A 19,109-nucleotide genomic window follows, 5' to 3' on the forward strand; every position below is an offset into this window, starting at 1 on the left:
TCGACGTACTTTATCGGTCAAGCAGCCGATGTCGTTCGGTTACTGGCAGTTTGATGTGTGTGCGGCGCGCTCAACGGAAGACGCCCATTCCTCCGTCGACCATGATGGTCTGACCCGTGATGTAGCCACCGTCGTCACCCACCAGGAACGCCACGACAGCCCCAATGTCCTCGTGGATGCGGCCCACCCGCTTGAGGGGCACGCCGCGAACGGCTCGTTCGTAGTCCTTGGGGGCGATCTCCTGCCAGAACTGCACGCCGGGGGAGTCGGCGAACGGGCAGACCACGTTCACCCTGATGTTGTCGCGGCCCCATTCCAGCGCCGCGGCCTTCGACATGCCCCGAATGGCCTCCTTGGCGCCCGCGTAAGCCGCGAATTGCGACTGACCACCCGTTCCGGAGCCCGAACCGAGGTTGACGACGACGCCGGCGCCGGCCGCCTTCATCACCGGATGCGCCGCCTGCATCAGGAAGAAGGTCGCCCGCGGCCCCACGTCGAACACCAGGTCGTAGTCGTCGGCGGTGATGTCCGCCAATGCCTTTGGCTCATTCGTGGCGATCGCATTGTTCACCAGCGCGTCGATGCCGCCCAGCCGCGTCACTGCCGCGTCGACGATTGCGCCCGGGCTGACGGGATCGCGCAGATCGGCCACCAGGAACTCCGATGACCAACCCTCCCTGGCGAATTCGCCCACCGTCCGCGCGAGCAGGTCCGGCTCGCGGTCGACCAGCAGCACCGACGCGCCGCGTTCCAGAAGCGCACCGGCGATGCCCTTGCCCACCCCCCGCGCGGCGCCGGTCACGATCACCGCGCGCCCAGACAACGCCCGCGGGTGCGAGTACGTGCTTGGAATCATGTGTCTCCCAACGCCTTCGATTCGCGACGTCGACGCCGTCGCCGCGATGGCGACGCCGACGCCCGGACTGTTCGACGCCAACTTACCGGTCCATCGCTCGCCGCATGCGGGTTTCCCCATGGGGCCGTCAGCTCCCTCGGCGGCCGGAAATGTTTCCCCACGCTCCCAGGTGGGCACCGTGGTAGGGGAACCCGCAGCTAACCCGCGTAACCTTGCCGCGGGGCACGACGAGGAGGCATCCGTGGCTAACAAGCGCACCAGGTCGGACATGACACCGGCCTTCGACGACATTCAGGCGCACTACGACCTGTCCGACGAGTTCTTTCGGCTGTTCCTCGACGAGACCCAGACCTACAGCTGCGCCTACTTCGAGCGCGACGACATGACGCTGCGGGAGGCGCAGCTCGCCAAGATCGACCTGTCACTGGGCAAGCTGGGGCTCGAACCCGGCATGACGCTGCTGGACATCGGCTGCGGGTGGGGCGCCACCATCAAGCGCGCCGTCGAGAAGTACGACGTCAACGTGATCGGCCTGACGCTGAGCCGCAACCAGGCCGCGCACGTCGAAACCGTGCTCGCCGACATCCAGAGCGACCGGAGTCGCCGCGTCGAGCTACGGGGCTGGGAGGAATTCGACGGCAAGGTCGACCGCATCGTCTCCATCGGCGCCTTCGAACACTTCGGCTACGACCGGTACGGCCGCTTCTTCGACATGGCGTATCAGGCGATGCCCGACGACGGCGTCATGCTGCTGCACACCATCACCCGGGCCAGTCCGCAGGATCGGGTGGACAAGAACCTGCCGGTGACGATGACCCTGCTCAAGTTCACCAAGTTCATCGCCGACGAGATCTTCCCCGGCGGTCAGATTCCGGTGATCGCCGAGGTCGAGAAGTTCGCCGGCGAGGCCGGATTCGAGATCGACCGCATCCACCGGCTTCGGGAGCACTATGCCAAGACCCTCGACATCTGGTCGGCGACGCTGGAGTCCAAGCACGACGAGGCCGTCGCCCTCCAGGGCGAGGAGATGTACGAGCGGTACATGAAGTACCTGACGGGATGCTCGAACTTCTTCCACAAGGGGTACACCGACCTTTGCCAGTTCACGCTGAAGAAGTAGCGATCTCCTTGGCCCACCGGTAGTCCGCCTTGCCCGCGGGGGAGCGCACGACCTTCGGGACCCTGACGAAGGCCTTCGGGATCTTGTAGCGCGCGATCGCCGTGCGGCACACCTCGACGAGTTCGTCGTCGGTCGCGTCGGCGCCGTCGGCGAACTGCACGACGGCGATCACCTCGCTGCCCCAGCGCTCCGACGGACGTCCCACCACGACCACGTCGTAGACGCTCGGGTGCGCGGCGATGGCTCGCTCGACCTCCTCGACGAAGATCTTCTCGCCACCGGAGTTGATGGTCACCGAGTCCCGGCCGAGCAACTGAATTCGACCGTCGGACAACACGTTTGCGCGGTCGCCCGGAACCGACCAGCGCACCCCGTCGATCGTCGGGAACGTCTTGGCGGTCTTGGCCTCGTCGCCCAGATAGCCGAGCGGGATCAGATCGCGACGGGCCAGCCAGCCCTGGCCCTCGCCGGGTGCCAGCACCCGGTCGAGTTCGGCCGAGACGACTGCCGTGTCGTGCTGCGGGGTGAACGTGGCGGGCTGCACCTCGGCTCCGGCCGTCGTCGCCGTGCTCATCTGCGCGCCGGACTCCGAGGCGCCGACCGCGTCCAGCAGCATCAGGTGGGGCAGCGCCGTCAGAAGGCGCTCCCGCACCGTCGGGGACAGCGGGGCGCCGCCGTTGGTGATGGTGAACAGGCTGGACAGGTCGTAGTCGCCGGCCTCGATCTCGTCGAGCAGCGGGCGGGCGATCGCGTCGCCGACGACCGGCATGCTGAGTACCTTCTCCTCGGCGGCCAGGCGCAGCACCTCGGCGGGCCGCATCCGCTCGACGTCGTCGGGGATGACCACCCGGCCGCCCATGGTGACCGCGTTGAAGGCCGCCCACTGGGCGGCGCCGTGCATGAACGGCGGAATCATCATCATCGACACCGCTCCCGCGGACGCCCTGGCCTTCTCGGCCAGCTCCGCGTGGGAGGCGAGCGGCTGGTCGCTGCCCCACGGCCGCCCACCCATCGACGACAGGAAGATGTCGTGCTGGCGCCACAGCACTCCCTTGGGCATGCCGGTGGTGCCGCCGGTGTAGAGGACGTAGAGGTCGTCGCCCGACGGCGTCGGCAGCCCCTCGGCCGGCGCCAGCGTGGCCAGGATGGTCTCGTAGTCCACGGCGCCCGGCAACAGTGGGTGGCCGGAGTGGTCGGCCACCTGGATCAGCACCCGTAGGCGGGGGAGGCGGTCGAGGATGGCGGCCACCCGCGGCGCGAACTCCGCCGGGTAGACCAGCGCCTGCGCCCCGGAGTCGGTGAGCAGGTACAGCAGTTCGTCCTCGACGTAGCGGTAGCTGACGTTGAACGGCGCGACGCGGGACCGGAAGGCGCCGATCATCGATTCGAGGTACTCGTTGCCGTTGCGCAGATAGATGCCGAGGTGGTCCTGGCCGGACTCGTGACCCGCCAGCCCGGCGCGCTCGGTGTGGCAGCCGAGTCCGACCGACGTCAGATAGTTGGCGAGGCCGTCGACCCGACGGTTCACCTCCGCGTAGGACAGTCGCCGGCCGCGCCACACCAGGAACGTCTGATCGGGAATCGCCTCGGCGACCGTGCCGAAGACGTCGGAGAGGTTGAAGTTAGTCCCACTATCCATGAGACCCGACCATACAGGCGTCCGTCATGCGTATGGTCGAGGTTGGCGGGATCAGCCGGGGAAGAAGCCCGCCCCGGTCAGGGTTCCCGGCTGCCAGCCCTGATCGCCGAGGCACACCATCGGGCGTCCGTCCGGCGCCTGCGCCGCGCCCTTCGGGCCGTCGCACGGCGCCCCGATCTGCTGGACGCCCTTCAGCGGATACGACGACACCCAGAAGCCGGTGTAGACCGGGGGCCATTGATTGGGAATCCAGTGGCAGACCACCGTCGAACCGCCGCGGCTGCGCCCAAAGGTGAACAGCTGGTAGTTGTCGCACGGCGCGCCGAGCGACGCCTGGTAGTTCATGCCGGGCACGTCGGTGGCCGACGTGTCGTAGTGACTGGGATCGTCTGGGTACATCGGACCCGGGTCGGCCGCAGCCGACGGTGCCAGTGCGATGGCGGCCCCGGCGATCGCCACGGCGACCGTCAGTTCACGAATCATGATGTGGAGCCTCCTGAAGAACACGGCGACGTTGCGGGCAAAGCGTAGCTGGTCCCGACGACGAGGCGCGTGCTTTCGGGCGAGCCCTCCTAGTCGCCGTGCTCCAGCCCGCCGGCGTCGAGCACGCTGACGGCAATCCCGTACGGCAGGAAGCGGACCTTGCGGCCCGGATCGGTGTTGTTCTTGTTGGCGCGCAAGGCGTCCAACTCGGTCGGGTACACCTCTTCGATATGGGCGCCACCCGCCTCGTCGACGGTGTAGATCGACCACACGCCGTCGCCCGTCTCACCCGCGGTCTCGGGTTCGGTCTTCGGACGGGTGCCCTTGGTGAACTCGTCGAGCAATGTCGCCCACCCCGCTTGCCTGCCCATGCGACCAAGTGCGTCGCGAAGACCGTCGCCGGCCTCCCGCATGACGCGGTCGAGATCCTCGGGGTCGATACCGAACGGATTCTGGCTCATGACGGACTCCTCGTCTGCGCCGACTCGAACTCCCTGGCGCTCCCACCAGTGTGCAGGTCCGAGGCGAAGTTCGCCACGACGTTCACCCGGCTGGCGCCGGAGTGGTAAGTGAATGGGCATGGTGCCGCCGATCGCCGACATGCTCGCCGCCGTCGAACGCTCGCCCGAGGCTGCGGGTGCCCACGACCGGGACGGTTGGATCGGGCTCTTCGGGCCCGACGGTCGCATCGAGGATCCGGTGGGTTCGCGTCCGCACGTCGGCAGTGCCCAGATCGCGCGGTTCTACGACACGTTCATCGGCCCGCGGGACATCACGTTTCACCGCGGCGCCGACGTCGTCTCCGGCCACACGGTCGTCAGGGACCTGACCCTCGACGTCCGCATGGGTGCCTCGGTGACGATGTCGATCCCCGCCTTCCTGCGATACGACCTGGACGACTCGCTGAACGTCGTTCGGCTACAAGCCTTCTGGGAACTGCCCGCCATGGTGTGGCAGTTCGCCCGCAACGGGGTCGGCGCCCTGCCCGCCGGTCTGCAGCTGACCCGCGCCCTGCTGCACAACCAGCGGCTGGCGGGAACGGTGGGGTTCCTGGCCGGTTTCCGCGGCGTGACCAGCCGGGCGAAGCCGCACCTGGCCAGGCTGCTCGACGACGCGTGTGCCGGGGACCAGGTGGCCGTGAAGCGACGGCTCGGCGACGCCGCCCAGCTCACCAGGGGAGACGACGACCGCATCGGCACCTCCGAACTGGTAGGCCTGGTGCACGGGGCCCGCTGGGACGGCATGGTCCGCGCCGGGAGCGTCGCCGTTGCGCGCCTGCGTCGCGACGGGCGGCAGCTGGTGCTCTTCGCCGACGTCGAGACCCGACCGACGCGCATCCGTGCGGTGCGGGTGTTCGCCGACGAGCAGTGGACGTGACAAGGTATTCGAACCATGTCCTACGACTCCATGACGTACGAGGAATTCGGCCGCCGGTTCTTCGAGATCGCCGTCACCGAGGAGCGCGTCGCCGCGGCGATCGGTCAGATCGCCGGCGACGAGTTCACCATGGGGCCCATGGCCCAGGGGCCCGGCAAGTTCGCCAAGGTCACCGCCAAGGTCAGGGTGCAGGACCCGGCGGTGACGCGTCATCAAGGCGAGCAACTGACCTTCGACATCCAGATCCCCCTCGAGATCGAGCTGATCATCGACCTGCGCATCGACAAGCCGCGCTTCAAGGTCTTCGGCGAGATCGCCCTGCACGCCACCGCGATCGCCGCTCACCCGTTGGCGCTGGTCCTCGACGTCGGCAAGCCCCGGCCCTCCGACATCTCGATCCACATCACCTCGACGACGCTGCGCGCGGAGCTGGTGCGCATCGTCGGTGGCGTCGACGCCGAGATCAAGCGCTTCATCTCCCAGCACGTGGCCGGCGAAATCGACAGTCCGGAGTCGGCGAAGGCCAAGGTCATCGACATCGGCAGCCAGATCGACGAGGTGTGGACCGGCGTCTGATTGGGCCAATCAGCGCAATCCGCCGTACCCTTCGACCGTGGACAGGACAAGTAGCTTCGCGGGCCGCAAGAGCGCGACGACCCGGATCGCACTCGTGACCGGCGGGGCCATCTGCGCCGCCCTGGTGGCTGCCGCCCCCGCCTCGGCGGACCCGACCTCGGACTTCATCAATTCCGTCGACGACGCGGGCATCGGCAGCGTCGACCCCGCCCAGGCCGCGGACCTCGGTCGATCGGTGTGCCCGATGCTGTCGCAGCCCGGCCAGGACATGGCCGACACCGCCTCGCGCGTCGCCGACGCCGGTGGCATGTCGCTGGGACCGGCCACGATGTTCACCGGGCTGGCGATCTCCGCGTTCTGCCCCGGTGCGATGGCCTCGCTGGCCAACGGCGAGTCCCCGATTCCCCTCGGCCTACTCGGTGGTCTCGGCGGCTTCGGCAACTAGGGCCACGGGCGTCAGCCGAGGGCGTTTCGCCACGCGCCCGTTGCCGCTGGACAGCCCCCGCAGGTGCCGCCACATCCACGGCATCAGCAGATTCTGCGTCCACAGCACCTGCGAGTACATCCGCGACTGAAAGCCCGGCCTCACGACTTCGGTCTTGGAGACGGCCCAATCATGGTTGCTGCCAGGCAGATCGAGTGCCTCCGCGGCCGCCGCGGCGAACAGCTCGTGCCCGGCCGGCGAGCCGTGCACGCGGTCGGGGCTCCAGACGTCGGGGTCGCCCATGGACTCCGCGTCGTAGAGGTCGACCAGCCGGAAGCCATGCCGGGCCGCCGCCGCTCGGACGACGGCGTTCATCTCCCGCACGCGCGCCCCGAGGAAGCGTCCGACCGGCAGGATCCGTTCGAGGTCGGGAAACGTCGTGGTGACCACGGTGGCACCGGTCTCGGCGAGCCGGTCGTGCAGCAGGTCGACGTCCGCGAGTGCCGTCGCGAAGGACCGGCCGGGCCTGGTGACGTCGTTCATCCCGATGCAGCTGGTGATCAGGTCCGGCGCCATCGCCACGGCCGCAGGCAACTGGTTGTCGAGCACGTCGCGGATACGCCGTCCGCGGACGGCGAGGTTCGCGTACAGGACCCCGGGGTGCACGTCGTCGAGCCGCGCCGCCAACCGGTCGGCGAAGCCCGCCACGCCGATTTCGTCGTCGCCGTCCCAGAGACCCTCGGTCTGGCTGTCGCCGAGGGCGACGTATCGCCTATATGACTCGTTCGCCACGAGGGCACTCTAGCGGCGGGCCAGGTCCGGTGTGACGGCCGGTTGTGAAAGGCTGAGGTATGCCTGACGCACCACGCCCGGACTCCGTCGCGGGTTTTCTTGACGCACAGCGATTTACACGCGAGCAGGTATTCGCCGAGCCCGGTCCCGTTCCGAACGCACCCGGCGCCTACGGGTGGTGGTTCCGCACGTTGCCCGCCGCGGTCGACGCTGAAGGCTGCGAGGTGCGCGACGGCCTGACCCTGCTGCACGTCGGAATCAGCCCGACGCCCCCGCCCGCCAACGGCAAGCGTCCGGTCAGCCAGGACCTGCACAAGCGGATCCGCTACCACTTCGGCGGCGCTCGCGGCAACGCCGACGGCTCGTCGCTACGCAAGTCGCTCGGTGTGCTGCTCGCCCGTGAGCTTGGCCTCGAACTGCGACGCGTCGGCTCCGGCAAGCAGATCACCCTCGCCGGCGGTGAAGCCGTGCTCAACCAGTGGATGTCGGACAACACCCTGGTGTCGTGGGTGGTCCGCCCCGAGCCGTGGGTGTTCGAGGAAGAGCTGATCGCCAACCTCGTCCTGCCGCTGAACCTGCAGGGCGACACCGACTTTCACCAGGAGCTCAAACGTCTTCGGCGCGACGCGATGGTGAAGGCCGGCAAGCTCCGCGTGCTCAAGGAGTGGTAGTCCCATGCCACGGATGAGTGCGGGCCTTCTGTTGTACCGACGCGGTGCCGACGGCTACGAAGTCCTCATCGGACATCCGGGCGGCCCGTTCTGGGCGCGCAAGGACGACGCCGCGTGGTCGATCCCCAAGGGCGAGTACACCGACGACGAGGAACCATGGGTCGCCGCGCAACGCGAGTTCGTCGAGGAGATCGGCCTTCCCGTGCCCGACGGGCCGCGGGTGGCCCTGCCGCCGGTGAAGCAGTCCGGCGGCAAGATCGTCACCGCGTTCGCCGTCGAAGCCGACCTCGACGTCACCGACAGCGTCAGCAACACCTTCGAGCTGGAGTGGCCCAAGGGGTCCGGCACGGTCAAGGAGTTCCCCGAGATGGACCGCGTCTCGTGGTTCCCCATCGCCGAGGCACACGTGAAGCTCCTCAAGGGACAGCGTCCGCTGCTGGATCATCTGGTCGCCCACCTCGAGGACGCCTGACCCCGCTACAGGTCGAGGATCAGCTCGCCGTCACCGGCTGCCCGGGACACGCAGACCAGCATCATCCCGGCGTCGCGTTCCGGGTCGGTGAGCAACGTGTCGCGGTGGTCGACTGCACCACCGAGCACGCGGACGCGACACGTCCCGCAGAACCCCTGCTGGCACGAGTAGGGCGCGTGCACGTTCTCCCGCTTGAGGGCCGCCAGCAGTGTCTCGTCGGCGCCGACCCGGACCACGTTCCCCGTCGAGGCCACCGACACCGAGAACTCGGTGCCGTCGACCACGGGGGGAGCGGCGAAGCGCTCGAAGTGCAGTTCGACGTCGTCGCGCCCCGCCAACGCCGAGCGCAGGCCGGTCAGCACCGGGGCCGGGCCGCACGCGTACACCGTGGTGCCGCCCGGGCACTCGCCGAGGAGTTCGGCGGGCGTCGGCAGGCCGGACTCGTCGTCGGTGCGGATCTGAATGCGGTCACCGAAGCGGGCCAACTCCTCGAGGAACGGCAGGGTGTCGCGACGGCGGCCGGTGTAGACCATCGACCACTCGACGCCGAGGCTCTCCGCTTGGGCGAGCATCGGAAGGATGGGAGTGATGCCGATGCCGCCGGCAATGAACCGAAACCGTTGTGCGGGTGAGCCGTATCCCGGCACGGTCAACGGGAACGCGTTGCGCGGTCCGCTGGTGGTGATCGTCGTGCCGACGACCAGCTCGTCGTGCACCTCGACGGACCCGCCGCCACCGCTGGGGATGCGGCGCACCGCGATTCGGTAGGAATCGGTGACGCCGGGATCGCCGCAGAGCGAATACTGCCGCACCCGGCCGCTGGGCAGGTGCACGTCGACGTGCGCGCCGGGATGCCAGCGCGGCAGGTCCCCACCACCGGGGGCGGTGAGCGTCAAGGCGATCACGTCCTGGTCGTGGGCGACGACCCGACGGTCGGCCACCACGAGCGGGAAGTCGCGGTCGACGTCCGGCAACGGCGCCGGATTACGCACGGCCGCAGAGAGATTGAAGAACCCGGTGAGGACCGTGGCCGCGAGGGTGAGCGGCACGTCGTGGCGAGATCGCCCGGAGGCGCTCGGCGGCACCTCCCGAAAGCGCGCGAACATCAGAGGTGGGCGGCCCGGGCCGCGGGGGAGGTGGCCAGGTAGGCGACGGCCTGCGCCGTCGACCCCATGTCGTCGGGCGAGAAGCCCGGCCGGAAGTACGCGAAGGTGTTGGACCCGAACAACTTCCGGTACTTGGGCAGCAATCCCAGCTTCGAGTCGCGCATCCGCAGGCGCTGCATCCGAAGCCAGCCCAGCTCGACGGTTGGGTCGTGCTTCGACAGATACCAGGCGCCGCGCTGGAAGAACGTCGCCATCAGGACGCCGGCGATGGCCATGGCGCGGATGCGGTCGAGGTAGCTGTCGTGGAAGTAGTGCGCGACGTCGTGGGCCACCATGCGGTGCTCGACCTCTTCGCTGCCGTGCCAGCGGAACAGGTCCACCATCGTCGGGTCGGCGCCGTGGTCGTCCCAGGTGCAGTTCAGCGAGAAGTCGCCGAGCACCGCGGTGTAGTGCTCGATCGCGGCGATCAACCACAGCCGGTCGCACAGGTGGTTGAGCGTGCGTTTGGGGTCGGTGATCGACGGGTCCGGCGCCAGCACCTTCTCGAAGACGAACTCGATCTGGTCGAGGATCGGCTTGACGTCGACCCCGTGGCCGACCATGTACTCGCGGAGCACCTTGTCGTGGACGTCGGCGTGCGTGGCCTCCTGGCCGATGAACCCGCGCATGTCCTCGGCCAGCTTCGGATCCTTCACCAGCGGCAGCGCCTCGTTGTAGGCGGCGACGAACCAGCGCTCCGCGGCGGGCAGGATCACGTTGAGCAAGCTGATCATGTTCGACGCCACGGGATGGTCGGGAATCCAATGCAGTGGAACGTCGTCGACGCCAAAGTGGACCCGCCGGGCCTGAATCTGCACCGGCCCTGGATCGATGACCGTGTGGAATCGCCGTGGTCGCAACATCGCAGCCCCTTCGTCGTCAGCGGACGAAGAGCGAGTCTACGCGGCTCGAGCCGTTACCTGGGAACGCGGGTACCGGGTCAGCCGACGGGGACGGGAACCCCGATGGGGCCACCGTAGGTGCCCTGGCCGCCGCCCGAAGACGTGCCGGGGGCCGGTGCGGCAGGCGCCGGAGTGGACCCCGCCGCATCCTTGGCCGCCGCCGTGGTGCAGTCCAGCATCAGGATCATCTTGCTCTTCAGGGCCTTCTGCTGGCTGACGATGCACTGCGATTGCGGCAGGTCGCTGCCGAACGAGCCGCCGAAGGACGCCCGCAAGCCCTGGCTCTTCAGGATGCTGACGGCCTTGTAGTACGGCTCGCCGACGACGTTCGCCGAGGCGCCGGTGGCCGGGGCGGCACCGGCGACGGCCGGTCCGAACAGGGCTACCGACGCGAGGGCCGTCGAAGCGATGGCGGCTGGAACGACGAGCCCGATGGCTCCCAGCCCGATGATCTTCTTCACGTGCCCTCCGAATGTCGCGGTGCGGCTGCGAACATATCGCAGTTCAGCCTCTTGAGAAACTTCGGTCACTCGCGTGCGGGCGTTACTTGCGCGCGCATCACCTCGGCCAGACCTGCCGCCCGTGAACTGGCGAAGACGTCCTCCACCAGCACTTCCCTACCGTCGGGACCGGCGAGTTTGACCCGCCAGTTCGGATATTCGTCGGTGGTCCCCGGTTGATTCTGGGCGCGCACGTCGCCCACCGCATCCGGAAGGGCCAGCGCGAGCAGCCGCGACGGGGTCCGCCCCAGATATGCGTACAAGGCGCACCCAGAACGACGCCGCTCGTCCCGTCCGGGTCACGACGGTGGGGGGCAGGACGCGGCGCCAATGGTCTTCGTCGAGGGCGCCGAGCGCGCGCTGACGGTCGTCCTCGGTGGTCGCCGTGACGCCGAGCGCGGTCAGTACGGACACCAGCGTCGACTCGGAAACCGCCTGGTGGCCGCCGGTCCAGTCGTCGTAGGTGACCGCCACGCCATAGCGGCGCGCGAGTTCGACCAAGGACCCGGCCAGTGCAGTCATGGCGACGATCTTGCCGGTTCGGGCGCGCCAGTGCGTACCAGTATCGTCGTGGCAGTGGTGACAGCCGACGTCGAGCGCCGCACCAGCAGGGCCAGGATCGCCATCTCGGCGATGTTCCTCACCAACGGCGCCATCTTTGCGAACCTGGTCCCGAGGTTCCCGGAACTCAAGACCGAGCTGGCCCTGTCCAACACCACCTACGGCATGGTGGTCGCCGCATTCCCCGTCGGTGCGTTGGTCGCGGGCATCGCCGCCGGCGCGGTGATCCGCAGACTCACCTCGGCGCGCACGGCGCTGCTGTGCACCGTCGGGATCGCCGTCCTGGTGTTCGGGGCCGGGCTGTCGACCTCTCCGGTGCTGCTGGCGGCACTGCTGTTCGCCGGCGGGGCGTGCGACGCGGTGACCGACGTCGCGCAGAACACCCACGGCCTGCGGGTGCAGCGCGCCTACGGGCGGTCGATCATCAACTCGCTGCACGCGACGTGGTCGATCGGAGCGGTGCTGGGTGCCGGCATGGCGGCGGGCGCGATCGCGCTGCACGTCCCGATCGGCGTCCACCTCGGGGTCAGCGCCGCGGTGTTCGTCGGCGTGGCGCTGGCCGCGTATCCGTTCCTCCTCAAGGGCCGTGACGAGGCCGCCGACCCAGCGGCCGACGCGGGCGCCGCGGATCGGCCCGGCTGGCGGGTGTACGGCGCCCTGTCCGCGCTGGTCGTCATCGCCATCGGCGGCGCCGTCATCGAGGACGCCGGCAGTTCCTGGGCGGCGCTGTACCTGGGCGCCGGGCTGGGCGCGGCGGGAGCGGTCGCCGCACTCGGGTACGTGGCGCTGCTGGGGTTTCAGTTCGTCGGACGCATTGCCGGCGACCGGGCGGTGGACCGCTTCGGGGAACGCGCGGTCGCCCGGGGTGGGGGGTTGCTGGTGGCGGTCGGGATGAGTCTTGCGCTGGCCTTCCCGAGCGTGCCGGGCACCATCGCGGGCTTCGCCGTCGCGGGTCTGGGCGCGGCGACCGCCATCCCGGCCGCCATGCACGCCGCCGACCGGTTGCCCGGGCTGCGGGCCGGCACCGGTCTGACGGCGTTGGCGTGGCTGATGCGCCTCGGCTCCGTCGGCGCGCCGCCGATCGTCGGGATGGTCTCCGACGCGACCAGCCTGCGGGTCGGGCTGCTGGTGGTGCCGCTCGCCGGACTGGCCATCGCCGCCGCGGCGGCTGTGCTCACCGGACGGCGCCGGCCAGTTCGATCGTGAGGACGCCGGCGATGACCAAGGCAATGCCGATCAGCATCCTGACCGTCAGCGGATCCCCGAAGACGTAGCGCGCGATCACCGCGACGAGGGCCACGCCGCACGCGGTCCACACCCCGTAGGCGACGCCCACGGGCATGCCGAGCTTCAGCGTCAGCCACAGCAGGTAGAACGACGCCACGTAGCCCGCCGCGACGGGAACGATCCACGCCCGCTTGCGGAAGCCGTCCGACGCGCGCACGCCGAGCGTCGCGAAGACCTCGACGCCGATCGCGAGCGCCAGCACCAGCCACATCATGGCGTGGGAGCCTCTTGGCGCGAACCGAACTCGATGAACAGCACGCCGGCGATGATCAGGACGATGCCGAGCGCGATCGGCCAGGTGAACGGGTCGCTGAAGATCACCGCTGCCAGTACCGCCGTCAGCGCCGTGCCGGTCGCACCCCAGATGCCGTAGGTCACGCCCACCGGCACGCCTTCGCGGAGGACGAGGGTCAGCAGGGTGAACGCGCATGCGTACCCCACGACGACGGCCACCATCCAGGCGCCGTGGTCCTGAGACGCCCGCAGCGACAGCGTCGCGGCGACCTCGGTCACGATCGCCGCCCCGAGCAACACCCACTTGCGCACCAAAACAACTTAGTCGGGCACGATATCGTCGTTTCCATGGCCGACCCGACAACCGCACCGATCGTCGACACGGCGTACGGGCCCGTGCGCGGAATCGACGACGGAAGCGTCAAGTCGTGGCGGGGTGTTCGCTACGCCGCGCCGCCGGTGGGGGAGCTGCGATGGCGTTCGCCGCAGGCTCCCGAGCGCTGGATCGACGTCGCGGACGCCTCGCGCGTCGGCCCCGCCTGTCACCAGCCCACGGATCCGCGAATACCGCTCGATCTCGGCGCGCCGCAGGGCGACGACTCCCTGACGCTGAACGTCTGGGCGACCTCGGACACCGAGGCCGGCGCCGGCAAGCCCGTGATGGTCTGGGTGCACGGCGGCGCGTACGTCCTGGGTTCGGCCGCGCAGACCCTCTACCGCGGGCGGGCCCTGGCCGCCGGCGGCGCGGTGATCGTAACCGTCAACTACCGGCTCGGGGCGTTCGGGTTCCTCGACCTGTCGTCGTTCAGCACCGACCGCACCCGGTTCGAGAGCAACCTGGGCCTACGGGACGTCCTGTTCGCCCTCGAGTGGGTGCGCGACAACATCGCGGCGTTCGGCGGCGACCCCGACCGGGTCACGCTGTTCGGCGAGTCCGCGGGCGGGGGCATCGTGACCACGCTGCTGGCCAGCCCGGCGGCCCGTGGACTGTTCTCCGCCGCCATCGCCCAGAGCTCCCCGGTGACCTCCGTGTACGACGCCAGCCGGTCGCGCGGAGTCGCCCAGCAGTTCCTGGAGACCCTCGGCATCGGCGCCGACGACGTCGACCGCCTGCCCGACGCCCCGATGAGCGAGGTGCTGCTCGCCTCGAAGCGACTGTTCGACGAGGTGCCGGTGCGTTCACCCGGCACGCTGGCCTATGCGCCGATCGTCGACGGCGAGCTGGTGCCCGACTATCCCGTCGCAATTGCGCGGGCCGGCGGCACGCATCCGGTGCCGTTGATCATCGGCACCAACAAGCACGAGGCGGCGCTGTTCCGCTTCATGAAGTCGCCGCTGATGCCGATCACGCCGTCGGCCATCAAGTCGATGTTCGACGGGATTGCCTCCGAGCAGCCCAGCCTGCAACTGCCGAGTGAGGCGGATCTGATGTCGGCCTATCCGGGCCGGGGCAAGAACCCCGGCTTGGGCGTCGCCCGCGACATCGGTTTCCGGATGCCGACGATCTGGTTCGCGGAGGGGCATGCCTCCGTCGCGCCGGTGTTCACCTATCGGTTCGACTGGGCGACGCCGATGCTCAAGCTGCTGCGCCTCGGCGCCGCGCATGCCACCGAGCTGCCGTACGTGTGGGGCAATCTCGTTGCGGGAAGCAAGGATCCGACGTTCAAGCTGGGTGGCCTCAAGGCCGGCACCGCCCTGTCCGAGCGCATCCGCACCCGGTGGGTGAACTTTGCCGCGACCGGTGAACCGACCGGTCCGGCGGGGGAGCCGCGTTGGCGGCCCTACCGCGACGAGGATCGTGCCACCCTGCTGCTCGACAAGCGCGACGTCGTGGTCGAGGATCCCGACCGCCCGCTGCGCGCGGCGTGGGGCAACGACGTCTTGAGCTTTCGCTAGCCCCGACGTCAACGGCGCCCGGCTGGGCGCCGTCGCGGCACTGGCGGCCGTCGGTAGGGTTGACCCGTGGAAACCGTCTTCGATGGATACGTCGACCCCGCGCTGGTCGAGCGGTCGCTGACCGGCAGCGCGTTCGGGTCGATGTGGTTGGACCTCGAGCGTCCCGAGCGGCCGACGCTGTCCCAATCGGTGAGCTGTGACCTGTTGGTCGTCGGGGGCGGCTACGTCGGTCTGTGGACGGCACTGCATGCCGCGCAACGGGATCCGGATCGGCGCATCGTGGTGATCGACGCCCACCGCGTCGGGTGGGCGGCTTCGGGCCGCAACGGCGGCTTCGTCGAGGCCAGCCTGACCCACGGCCACGAAAACGGAAAGACGCGCTGGCCCAACGAGATCGATCGACTCGAGGCCATGGGGGTGGAGAATCTCGACGGCATGCAGGCCGAGATCGAACGACTCGGCCTCGACGTCGAATGGCAACGCAGCGGGATGCTCGCCGTCGCGACCGAGCCGCACCAGGTGGCGTGGCTACAGGAGTCCGCGGCCGAGGGGGACGGCGAGTTCCTCGACGGCGAGGCGGTGCGCGCGGAGGTTCATTCGCCGACGTTCCTGGCCGGGCTGCAACACGCCGACACGTGCGCGATCGTCCACCCCGGCAAGCTCGCCCTCGAACTGGCCCGCGCGTGTACCGAGGCCGGTGTCACCATCTACGAGCACACCAACGCGACGTCGCTGAGCTCCGGCACGGCGTCGATAGAGGTGACCGCCGGCGGATCCGTGATCACGGCCAAGCAGGTGGTCCTGGCCACCAATGTCTTCCCGCACCTGCTGCGGCGCAACCGTTTTCATACGGTGCCGGTCTACGACTACGTGCTGTCCACCGAGCCGCTCACCGACGCCCAGGTGCAAGGCATCGGCTGGCAGAACCGGCAGGGCATCGGCGACTCGGCCAACCAGTTCCACTACTACCGCATGACCAAGGACAACCGGATCGTGTTCGGCGGCTACGACGCCGTCTACCACTTCGGTCGCAAGGTCGACGCCAAGTACGAGGACCGGCAGGAGAGCTACCGCAAGCTCGCCGCGCACTTCTTCATCACCTTCCCGCAGTTGGAGGACGTCCGCTTCAGCCACCGGTGGGCGGGCGCCATCGACACCAACACCCGGTTCTGCGCGCACTGGGGTCTGGCCCGCGACGACCGGGTCGCCTACGTCAACGGGTTCACCGGGCTCGGCGTCGGCGCCGCCCGATTCGCCGCCGACGTCTGCCTGGACCTGCTGGGCGGGGTACCGACCCAGCGCACGGAGCTGCAGATGGTGCGTCAGAAGCCGCTTCCCTTCCCGCCCGAACCGCTGGCGAGCGTCGGGATCCAGGCGACGCGGTGGTCACTGGACCGCGCCGATCACTCGGCGGGTCGTCGCAACGTGCTGTTGCGCACCCTGGACGCCCTCGGTTTGGGCTTCGACTCCTAGCGACCACGGCCCCCGGCCCTTTGGGTGCGGGGCGGCTTTGCCGTCGGTACGCTAACCACCCAACGATCCCTAGCGAGCGGAGACGACGTTGCGCCGAAGGCGTGTGCGTGCGGCCGTGTTGGCCTCCGCCGCGGCGGCATCCCTGGTGTCGCTCGCCGCACCGGCCGGTGCCGATCCCGGTGTGCTGGTGTACCCGGGCATGGAGATTCGGCAGGGCAACAACCTGTGCACCCTCGGGTTCGTGGACGTGGTGGCGCGCACGGCGTACACCGCGGGCCATTGCCGCGGCGACGGGAACGTCACAGACAGGGACGGCCACGTCCTGGGTCATCAGGAGACCTACCGCGACGACACTCCCAACGGTGCGGTCGTCGCCACCGATCACATGATCTCCGACTGGGAGACCATCACCTTGGCACCCGACGTACAGGTGAACGACATCCTGCCGGGTGGACGCACGTTGGCCCTCGACCCGGCGATGGTGCCCCAGCAGGGACAGCCCGTCTGCCACTTCGGGGTGGTCACCGGCGAGAGCTGTGGCACCGTGCAGTCGGTCAACAACGGGTGGTTCACGATGGCCAACGGCGTGGTCAGCAAGAAGGGTGATTCTGGTGGCCCCGTCTACGTTCTGGCCGACGACGGGCGCGCCGTCATCGTCGGAATGTTCAACAGCACCTGGGGTGACTATCCCGCCGCGGTGTCGTGGTCGGTCACCGATCAACAGATCCGCCAACAGGTCTTCACTTCCGCGGCCGGCACCGTGCCGGCCCCGCCGCCCGCGTAGGCGTCGATGAGGTACCGACTGCTCTCGTGGTTCTCCTCGGGTGAGAAGTGGACGGCACGGCGGTTCGGCGTCGCGGTGCTGGCGTCGATCGGCATCCTGGCGGTGGTCAGCACCATCGTCGTCGGCGCGGCGATGGCCTTCATGACCAAGGACCAGGATCGAAATGCTCAGCGCCCCACCGCGATGCCGACCAGGCCGACCCCCGCGGTGATCGGGATTCCGCTGGCGGTGCGGCCAGTCCTCTCGCCGCCGCTGGTGGCGAATCCGCAGGACTGCCCACCCGTTCCGCCTCCGACGCCGTCCGAGGCGCCGATCGAGGTGTGCGACGTCGACCGGGCCGCCGTGTACCGGCTCGGGCCGGTGGGCTTGGCGCTGAACCTGACCGGTGCCACCGAGACCAAGTTGCCGGACAGCGAGTTCCACACGGTGCAGATGTCGATGGATCAGGCGTCCAGCACGGCCTTCGCGCAGTACACGGGGGCCAACGTCGGCAAGCAGCTGGCCTTCGTCCGCAACGGCGTCGTGCTCGCCGCGCCCGCCATCACCCAGGCCGTCGACGGGCAGTCCATTCAGATTTCGGGCGAGCTCCGGGCCGCGACGGCCGCCACGATCGCGCAGATGCTGCGGGACGGCAGCTGAGCTTCGGCCGTCACAGCAGCTCGAGGATCGGGATGGACGGGGCGACGGCACGGATCTGCTCGTCGGTCGAGTCGGGTGTCAGGCCGCCGACGTGTCCCTTCACCTCCCAGTACCACCGGTCGAGATAGCGCCGGAGCAGGTCGGTCTTGGCCTCGTCGGCGACCTCGAGGACCCGGACGGTCCGAGTCCGCCACCGGGGGCCCAGCTCGACCTCGCCGGCGGCCCTGGCGTTGCGCACCCACTGGGTGTTGCCCCGCGGCGAGACCACGTAGTGGCGGTCGCCGACTGTCATCAGGTTGACGACGACGCCCCGGAGCTTGCCGGTCGTGCGGCCGCGGACGCGAAGTGCGCGCGTGCCGGCAACGCTGACGCCTGCCTCGGCCAGCCAGCGGAACACCACGTTGGTGGCACGGGCGGCGCGGTTGGGTTCGTCGTATCGGGTGGTCATGTCGATCTCCTCTGTTGACGGGCCACTGCGAGAGCAGTGCTCTCATTCGAGAGTGGCACACCCGATCGACCAAAGCAAGAGCATTGCTCTCGAAATGTGCGACACTCGACCCATGGGGAAGCGTCAGGAGGCCCGCGACCGGATCGAACGCGAGATCGTCGAGGTCGGGAGGAGGCATCTGATCACCGACGGCGCGGCCGGCCTGTCGCTGCGGGCCATCGCCCGCGACCTCGGCATGGTCTCCTCGGCGGTGTACCGCTACGTGGCAAGCCGCGACGACCTGTTGACCCTCCTCATCGTCGACGCCTATACCGACCTGGCCGACACCGTCGACCGGGCCGCCGCGTCCGCCGAGGGGCCGTGGCAGGACAAACTGCTGGCCATGGCTCGTGCCGCCCGCGCCTGGGCGCTGGACCAGCCGGCGAGTTGGGCGCTGATCTACGGCAGCCCCGTGCCGGGGTATCACGCCCCCGCCGACATCACCGTCGGCCCCGGCACCCGCGTCGTCGGCGCCCTGCTGGCCGTGGTCTCCGACGGGGTCGCCGCGGGCGACGTGCCCGACTCCGGTCCCCAGCCGTCGTCGGCGACGACGGCTGACTTCGACGTCATCCGCGGCGAATTCCCCTTCACCGGTGGGGACACGGCGATGTTGAAGGGCTTCCTGCTGTGGGCTGCGCTGGTCGGGGCGATCAGCCTCGAGACCTTCGGTCAGTACGGCGCGGACACGTTGTCGGACCCCGCCGACGTCTTCGACGGGCAGATTCGGCTGGTCATCGCCGCGACGACACTCGGCTGACCGCCGAACTAGAACACGTTCTAGCCAGCGGTGC

At 69.2% G+C, this 19,109-nt stretch carries 23 protein-coding genes and 1 pseudogene; 12 read left to right on the forward strand and 12 right to left on the reverse strand.

The window, feature by feature from the left end:
* Positions 1–70: 70 nt before the first annotated feature.
* Positions 71–856 (reverse strand): SDR family NAD(P)-dependent oxidoreductase, encoded by a 786-nt coding sequence (locus tag H7J06_RS15875; protein ID WP_264039922.1) that lies wholly within the window; start codon positions 854–856, stop codon positions 71–73.
* A gap of 268 nt (positions 857–1,124) precedes the next feature.
* Between H7J06_RS15875 and H7J06_RS15880 the strand changes: the two genes are divergently transcribed.
* Complete coding sequence (locus tag H7J06_RS15880; RefSeq protein WP_264040118.1) at positions 1,125–1,976, forward strand: cyclopropane mycolic acid synthase family methyltransferase; 852 nt, start codon at positions 1,125–1,127, stop codon at positions 1,974–1,976.
* On the opposite strand, the gene H7J06_RS15885 is transcribed toward H7J06_RS15880, so the two are convergent.
* The 3 genes from H7J06_RS15885 to H7J06_RS15895 all read right to left on the reverse strand — a co-directional run bounded on the left by H7J06_RS15885 (position 1,960) and on the right by H7J06_RS15895 (position 4,559).
* Positions 1,960–3,615 (reverse strand): acyl-CoA synthetase, encoded by a 1,656-nt coding sequence (locus H7J06_RS15885; protein ID WP_264039923.1) that lies wholly within the window; start codon positions 3,613–3,615, stop codon positions 1,960–1,962. The genes H7J06_RS15880 and H7J06_RS15885 overlap by 17 nt on opposite strands.
* A 51-nt stretch (positions 3,616–3,666) precedes the next feature.
* Positions 3,667–4,098 (reverse strand): hypothetical protein, encoded by a 432-nt coding sequence (locus tag H7J06_RS15890; RefSeq protein ID WP_264039925.1) that lies wholly within the window; start codon positions 4,096–4,098, stop codon positions 3,667–3,669.
* An 89-nt stretch (positions 4,099–4,187) separates the two neighbouring features.
* Positions 4,188–4,559, reverse strand: coding sequence for an Rv0313 family protein (locus H7J06_RS15895; RefSeq protein ID WP_264039926.1), 372 nt, complete (start codon positions 4,557–4,559; stop codon positions 4,188–4,190).
* Between the two features lie 118 nt (positions 4,560–4,677).
* Here H7J06_RS15895 and H7J06_RS15900 point away from each other — a divergent pair, with 118 nt between their 5' ends.
* Genes H7J06_RS15900 through H7J06_RS15910 form a run of 3 tightly spaced genes read left to right on the forward strand, consistent with a single transcriptional unit; the run spans position 4,678 to position 6,496 of the window.
* Positions 4,678–5,475 (forward strand): nuclear transport factor 2 family protein, encoded by a 798-nt coding sequence (locus tag H7J06_RS15900; RefSeq protein ID WP_264039927.1) that lies wholly within the window; start codon positions 4,678–4,680, stop codon positions 5,473–5,475.
* Between the two features lie 15 nt (positions 5,476–5,490).
* Entirely contained in the window at positions 5,491–6,051 is a 561-nt protein-coding gene (locus H7J06_RS15905; protein WP_264039928.1) for a hypothetical protein, read from the forward strand.
* Positions 6,052–6,088: 37 nt separating this feature from the next.
* Positions 6,089–6,496, forward strand: a complete 408-nt coding sequence (locus H7J06_RS15910) for a DUF732 domain-containing protein (RefSeq protein WP_308205796.1) — start codon at positions 6,089–6,091, stop codon at positions 6,494–6,496.
* On the opposite strand, the gene H7J06_RS15915 is transcribed toward H7J06_RS15910, so the two are convergent.
* On the reverse strand, positions 6,464–7,267 hold the full coding sequence (locus H7J06_RS15915) for an SGNH/GDSL hydrolase family protein (RefSeq protein ID WP_264039929.1): 804 nt from the start codon (positions 7,265–7,267) through the stop codon (positions 6,464–6,466). The two genes, H7J06_RS15910 and H7J06_RS15915, sit on opposite strands and share 33 nt — an antisense overlap.
* Positions 7,268–7,326: 59 nt before the next feature.
* On the opposite strand from H7J06_RS15915, the gene H7J06_RS15920 reads away from it, so the two are divergent.
* Positions 7,327–7,938 carry a GIY-YIG nuclease family protein gene (locus H7J06_RS15920; protein ID WP_264039930.1) on the forward strand — a complete coding sequence of 204 codons (612 nt, stop codon included), beginning with the start codon at positions 7,327–7,329 and terminating at the stop codon, positions 7,936–7,938.
* 4 nt (positions 7,939–7,942) lie between these two features.
* Entirely contained in the window at positions 7,943–8,410 is a 468-nt protein-coding gene (locus tag H7J06_RS15925) for an NUDIX hydrolase (protein WP_264039931.1), read from the forward strand.
* Between the two features lie 5 nt (positions 8,411–8,415).
* Here the strand turns inward: H7J06_RS15925 and H7J06_RS15930 are convergent, their stop codons facing one another.
* From H7J06_RS15930 to H7J06_RS15945, 4 genes and pseudogenes are all read right to left on the reverse strand, one after another.
* Entirely contained in the window at positions 8,416–9,516 is a 1,101-nt protein-coding gene (locus H7J06_RS15930; RefSeq protein WP_264039933.1) for a PDR/VanB family oxidoreductase, read from the reverse strand.
* Entirely contained in the window at positions 9,516–10,418 is a 903-nt protein-coding gene (locus tag H7J06_RS15935; RefSeq protein ID WP_264039934.1) for a metal-dependent hydrolase, read from the reverse strand. Before H7J06_RS15935 ends, H7J06_RS15930 begins: the two co-directional genes overlap by 1 nt.
* A gap of 77 nt (positions 10,419–10,495) precedes the next feature.
* Complete coding sequence (locus H7J06_RS15940; RefSeq protein WP_264039935.1) at positions 10,496–10,918, reverse strand: hypothetical protein; 423 nt, start codon at positions 10,916–10,918, stop codon at positions 10,496–10,498.
* 65 nt (positions 10,919–10,983) lie between these two features.
* Positions 10,984–11,223, reverse strand: a pseudogene (locus H7J06_RS15945) (4-alpha-glucanotransferase); the annotation flags it as partial.
* A 367-nt stretch (positions 11,224–11,590) separates the two neighbouring features.
* Between H7J06_RS15945 and H7J06_RS15950 the strand changes: the two are divergent.
* Positions 11,591–12,724 (forward strand): MFS transporter, encoded by a 1,134-nt coding sequence (locus H7J06_RS15950; protein WP_264040121.1) that lies wholly within the window; start codon positions 11,591–11,593, stop codon positions 12,722–12,724.
* Here H7J06_RS15950 and H7J06_RS15955 read toward each other — a convergent pair.
* Together H7J06_RS15955 and H7J06_RS15960 are read right to left on the reverse strand one after the other, a co-directional pair.
* Positions 12,693–13,016, reverse strand: coding sequence for a DMT family transporter (locus H7J06_RS15955; protein ID WP_264040122.1), 324 nt, complete (start codon positions 13,014–13,016; stop codon positions 12,693–12,695). The two genes, H7J06_RS15950 and H7J06_RS15955, sit on opposite strands and share 32 nt — an antisense overlap.
* Positions 13,016–13,351 carry a DMT family transporter gene (locus tag H7J06_RS15960; protein ID WP_264039936.1) on the reverse strand — a complete coding sequence of 112 codons (336 nt, stop codon included), beginning with the start codon at positions 13,349–13,351 and terminating at the stop codon, positions 13,016–13,018. Before H7J06_RS15960 ends, H7J06_RS15955 begins: the two co-directional genes overlap by 1 nt.
* 36 nt (positions 13,352–13,387) lie before the next feature.
* Between H7J06_RS15960 and H7J06_RS15965 the strand changes: the two genes are divergently transcribed.
* The 4 genes from H7J06_RS15965 to H7J06_RS15980 all read left to right on the forward strand — a co-directional run bounded on the left by H7J06_RS15965 (position 13,388) and on the right by H7J06_RS15980 (position 17,831).
* On the forward strand, positions 13,388–14,935 hold the full coding sequence (locus H7J06_RS15965; RefSeq protein ID WP_264039937.1) for a carboxylesterase/lipase family protein: 1,548 nt from the start codon (positions 13,388–13,390) through the stop codon (positions 14,933–14,935).
* 66 nt (positions 14,936–15,001) lie between these two features.
* A complete protein-coding gene (locus tag H7J06_RS15970; protein ID WP_264039938.1) occupies positions 15,002–16,408 on the forward strand; it encodes an NAD(P)/FAD-dependent oxidoreductase in 1,407 nt (468 codons plus the stop codon).
* 88 nt (positions 16,409–16,496) lie between these two features.
* Positions 16,497–17,192: an Rv1815 family serine proteinase gene (locus tag H7J06_RS15975; protein WP_372515320.1), complete on the forward strand. Its 696-nt coding sequence runs from the start codon at positions 16,497–16,499 to the stop codon at positions 17,190–17,192.
* Between the two features lie 6 nt (positions 17,193–17,198).
* Positions 17,199–17,831: a SecDF P1 head subdomain-containing protein gene (locus H7J06_RS15980; RefSeq protein WP_264039941.1), complete on the forward strand. Its 633-nt coding sequence runs from the start codon at positions 17,199–17,201 to the stop codon at positions 17,829–17,831.
* Positions 17,832–17,841: 10 nt separating this feature from the next.
* Here the strand turns inward: H7J06_RS15980 and H7J06_RS15985 are convergent, their stop codons facing one another.
* Complete coding sequence (locus tag H7J06_RS15985; protein WP_264039942.1) at positions 17,842–18,279, reverse strand: nitroreductase/quinone reductase family protein; 438 nt, start codon at positions 18,277–18,279, stop codon at positions 17,842–17,844.
* Between the two features lie 112 nt (positions 18,280–18,391).
* Here H7J06_RS15985 and H7J06_RS15990 point away from each other — a divergent pair, with 112 nt between their 5' ends.
* A complete protein-coding gene (locus tag H7J06_RS15990; RefSeq protein WP_264039943.1) occupies positions 18,392–19,075 on the forward strand; it encodes a TetR/AcrR family transcriptional regulator in 684 nt (227 codons plus the stop codon).
* The last annotated feature ends 34 nt before the right edge of the window (positions 19,076–19,109 follow it).

Origin of the sequence: Mycolicibacterium hodleri, from assembly GCF_025822245.1 — a bacterium.
Taxonomy (GTDB): domain Bacteria; phylum Actinomycetota; class Actinomycetes; order Mycobacteriales; family Mycobacteriaceae; genus Mycobacterium; species Mycobacterium hodleri.